At 47.0% G+C, this 3,344-nt stretch carries 5 protein-coding genes; 1 reads left to right on the top strand and 4 read right to left on the bottom strand.

What is annotated here, in order from left to right; all coding sequences use genetic code 11:
- The 3 genes from AC2VLY_RS05875 to AC2VLY_RS05865 all read right to left on the bottom strand — a co-directional run.
- On the bottom strand, positions 1–473 hold a 473-nt coding region (locus AC2VLY_RS05875; RefSeq protein ID WP_486893717.1), incomplete at its 3' end, for a DUF4326 domain-containing protein.
- A gap of 195 nt (positions 474–668) precedes the next feature.
- The gene (locus AC2VLY_RS05870) at positions 669–968 is read right to left on the bottom strand and encodes a DUF1289 domain-containing protein (RefSeq protein ID WP_486893719.1); all 300 of its coding nucleotides are present in this window, start codon (positions 966–968) and stop codon (positions 669–671) included.
- Positions 925–1,425 carry a hypothetical protein gene (locus tag AC2VLY_RS05865; protein ID WP_486893721.1) on the bottom strand — a complete coding sequence of 167 codons (501 nt, stop codon included), beginning with the start codon at positions 1,423–1,425 and terminating at the stop codon, positions 925–927. The genes AC2VLY_RS05870 and AC2VLY_RS05865 overlap by 44 nt, the downstream gene beginning before the upstream one ends.
- 337 nt (positions 1,426–1,762) lie before the next feature.
- Here AC2VLY_RS05865 and AC2VLY_RS05860 point away from each other — a divergent pair, with 337 nt between their 5' ends.
- Positions 1,763–2,920, top strand: coding sequence for an adenine-specific methyltransferase EcoRI family protein (locus tag AC2VLY_RS05860; protein ID WP_486893723.1), 1,158 nt, complete (start codon positions 1,763–1,765; stop codon positions 2,918–2,920).
- An 85-nt stretch (positions 2,921–3,005) separates the two neighbouring features.
- On the opposite strand, the gene AC2VLY_RS05855 is transcribed toward AC2VLY_RS05860, so the two are convergent.
- Positions 3,006–3,242: a hypothetical protein gene (locus AC2VLY_RS05855; RefSeq protein ID WP_486893724.1), complete on the bottom strand. Its 237-nt coding sequence runs from the start codon at positions 3,240–3,242 to the stop codon at positions 3,006–3,008.
- Positions 3,243–3,344: the final 102 nt, after the last annotated feature.

Genomic DNA, 3,344 nt, shown 5'->3' with positions numbered 1-3,344 from the left:
AACGCGGAATCGGCCCCTTCTGCCCCGCCGGAAAGCAGCGTATATCCCAATTCGGAAAGACGGTGTGCAATTTTCTGCATTTGGGCCAATACGGGTTTCGGCGTGTGGCGGGAACCAATCCCTGCGTAACGCAAGGTCCTCGCGGTCCGATGGCGAAGCTGCGCCTGCACACCGGCATCCAGCGCGGCGGCTATCACTTCTGCATGGCAGGGAGCAGGCGCACAATGACAGGCAAGCGCCTGGCCGGGCTGAATACTCAGCAGGGCCGTAGCAACCACCGGATCACGCTCGGCAATGCGGGCGGTAAGCCAAGCACGGTACCGCTCGATGACCGCTTCCCGCTCGCCATCAGGTCCGATGGCATACGGATTACCCAGGGGGGATAGGCGACCAGACGAGGACCGACCCACATAGAAGGCCTGCCGACAATCGTGCGTTTCCACGTTCAAAATGGCATGCGGCATCCTAGGCATACCGCGAGCCTTTTTGTCCCGGCGCATTACTGCCTGTGCAATCCAGGTGGTGATCCGTGGCTTTCGGGCAGCGTTTGTTTCCGCAGGTCGGGCAGACAAACATTCTGGTCATCGTTAACCGAAAAAACGGCGTCTCCTTATCGCAATGCGCATCTTCCCAAGACTTTGCGCAACGATAGCAGCAAGTGGGCTCGCTCATGACAAATCCTCCTCGCGGTCAGTTTTTTGCAAGCGGATACGCTGTTTCTCCCAAAAACCGTTCTGATTAAGCCGCAACCAAACTGCTGCCTTTTCTTCAGGGGTCATAACAATCCATCTGCTCACTTCTTCAAAAGTTCTCCCACAAGCCTTACACACATCATCGCCCAAAGCAGTGGTGCAGTAACCCAAACATGGAGAGTCCGGCTGTAGGCCATCCTCCCCTTGGGCTGCAAATGAATCCGCAGAACCTTTAGCAGAGACCATGAGAATCGAGAGCGTCAATAATTTGATCATCAGTCAGCCCATTGAAAATTAAATGATCGGGATATTTTTTCTGGTAATCGGTGAGAGTTTTCGCATTCACTTCCACCGTATATTCGATTTTGAAAACCTCTCCCTTATCCAGCACGACCAGCATGGTAGGTTTCTTCAGAATCTTTTTAATCTGTTTGAGCCTGTCCGTTCGATTGACCAGGTTACTCACAAACCAATCCGCCGATGGCTTCAAGGTGGCCGGCTTGCCTGTGTCGGGGTCATCAAAAGAACAGGTGATATCCGGCAAAGACTGAACATATTCATCCAGCGCGCTGCGGTCTGCGGGAGACAGTTCAAGCACCACAGGACCACCGCTGGCGTCATCCATCACGAGACCTAAACGCCGTTCGCCAAAATAAAGCATCGCATTAAAACCTTGGCCTTCCATGCCACGAAAGATTTTCAGGTTTTTGACATGATAAGCGGGTTTGTTCATGCAGAATTTCTCCTTTCTGGGGCTGAAAGGTTTATTTTAACAGAGGAAATTCCAGTTATTTACTCAAAAAACCCCCAATATGACCGTTTATTATTCGCATACCATGGCATCGTTTATGGCTCCAATCCTAGCAGCTAAGCAAAAAACGCAAGACCTGGACGCCGTATCAGGTTTCGTTCGTGGGGTCCACCTGGGGATCAAATTGATCCCAAGATCAGCCATCGTTGGCCCGTATTGTTAGAAAAAGCGCGAAAAAAGCCGCTTTATAAAGACATTATAAGCAGAGAAAAACCACATCCTACCCGTGATTGTAATGCACAAGCACGAGAATGGGTCGATGGTGAAAAACAGCAATCTTCACAAAGCAAAAAACGAAAAGAACGACGAGTTTTATACTCAGTTGACGGACATTGAGAAAGAACTTAAACACTATAAGGATCAGTTCAAAGGAAAAACGATTTTTTGCAATTGCGACGACCCAGATTGGAGCAACTTCTGGGCGTTTTTCAGCCTGAATTTTAACCACTTCGGCCTGAAAAAGCTGATCTCTACGCATTACGACGCAAGTGCGCCCACATACAAGATGGAGCGTACCGGCATGACCGATGACGATGTAAAAATCACACCCTTGCGTTGTAATGGAGACTTCCGTAGCGACGAGGCGATTAATATACTGATGGAATCGGATATTGTAGTCACAAATCCGCCATTTTCCCTGTTTCGTGAGTACATCGCGCAGTTGATGAATTACGAAAAGAATTTTTTGGTGATAGGCAGTATGAACGCCATAACCTATAAAGAAATCTTCCCATCAATCAAAAACAACGCATTATGGCTTGGAATGACGACTGGTGCGCGAGCCTTTATTTTGCCAAAAAATGCGCCAGAAAAATCCACGGATAAAATTATTGATGGAAAGCGTTGTACTGTATTGGGTAATACCTGCTGGTTTACAAACATTACCCATTCAAAACGTAATCAACCCATTGAGCTTTACCATACCTATCGTGGTCACGAAGAAAATTATCCAAGGTATGATAACTATGATGCCATTGAAGTGAGCAAGGTCAAAGATATACCTTGTGATTATGATGGTGCTATGGGGGTGCCTATTACTTTTCTGGAAAAATATTGTCCTGATCAGTTTGAAATTCTTGGTATAACGGCAGGACGAGATGAATTTGAATGCAGACCATCAAAAAGATATAAAAATCCAGTTCAACACAATGCAAACGGGTCAACATCAAACAGAAGTAAAGCAAACACACGATCAACCATACTTATTGATAGAACACCGTCTGGGACTTATTATACAGCTGACAATGCAGATTCAAAATTCTTGATAGTTTATGCAAGAATTTTGATAAAAACAAAACAAAGGAGTTATATGCCCCACATGGACGCAGGACAACGCACCTCCAAAAGGCCGTGCAATCCACATTTATCCGCGAAGATTTTTGAAGACCTCGCTAGAGACGGCCAAATTGAACAATAATCGAAAAAACGAATCAGTAAGGCTTGGATATAACTATAAAACAGGCAACGATCATCCTATCTTGTTCAATAATTGGCCCCGAATCTCACTCTGTATGGGTGACGCGCTCAATCCGAAGCAATCTTTGCTCAAGCTGAGCCGCCTTTTTGAGCAATTCTTCCCCAATATTCGCCAGCAGAAAATTATCCGCCTTTCCCAGTTCCTGCAGGTCCTGTACAAATAAATTAGCCGATTGGGAAGCCTTCACGAGTCGTTCCTTATCCATGTCGTTGAGCATTTTTACCTCTTTTTTCAGATAGGGGTCAGAACCATTCCGGCCCATGTACATACCTTATCACGCGATGGCGGCCGGCTTTTCCTGAAATTTGCCGCACACTCTGGGTGCCATAGGAAAGCACGCCGCATAGCCATGATCCGGGTTGGT

The sequence above is a fragment of the Acidithiobacillus sp. TH-A36 genome (genome assembly GCF_057473445.1).
The sequence above is the reverse complement of the archived record's forward strand: the minus strand, read 5'-3'. Positions and strand labels throughout refer to the sequence as shown.

What these genes read in the sequence shown, in the direction of transcription:
- AC2VLY_RS05855 (WP_486893724.1), bottom strand. Translation starts at nt 3,242, where the DNA reads ATGGGCCGGAATGGTTCTGACCCCTATCTGAAAAAAGAGGTAAAAATG.
- AC2VLY_RS05870 (WP_486893719.1), bottom strand. Translation starts at nt 968, where the DNA reads ATGATCAAATTATTGACGCTCTCGATTCTCATGGTCTCTGCTAAAGGT.
- AC2VLY_RS05860 (WP_486893723.1), top strand. Translation starts at nt 1,763, where the DNA reads ATGGTGAAAAACAGCAATCTTCACAAAGCAAAAAACGAAAAGAACGAC.
- AC2VLY_RS05865 (WP_486893721.1), bottom strand. Translation starts at nt 1,425, where the DNA reads ATGAACAAACCCGCTTATCATGTCAAAAACCTGAAAATCTTTCGTGGC.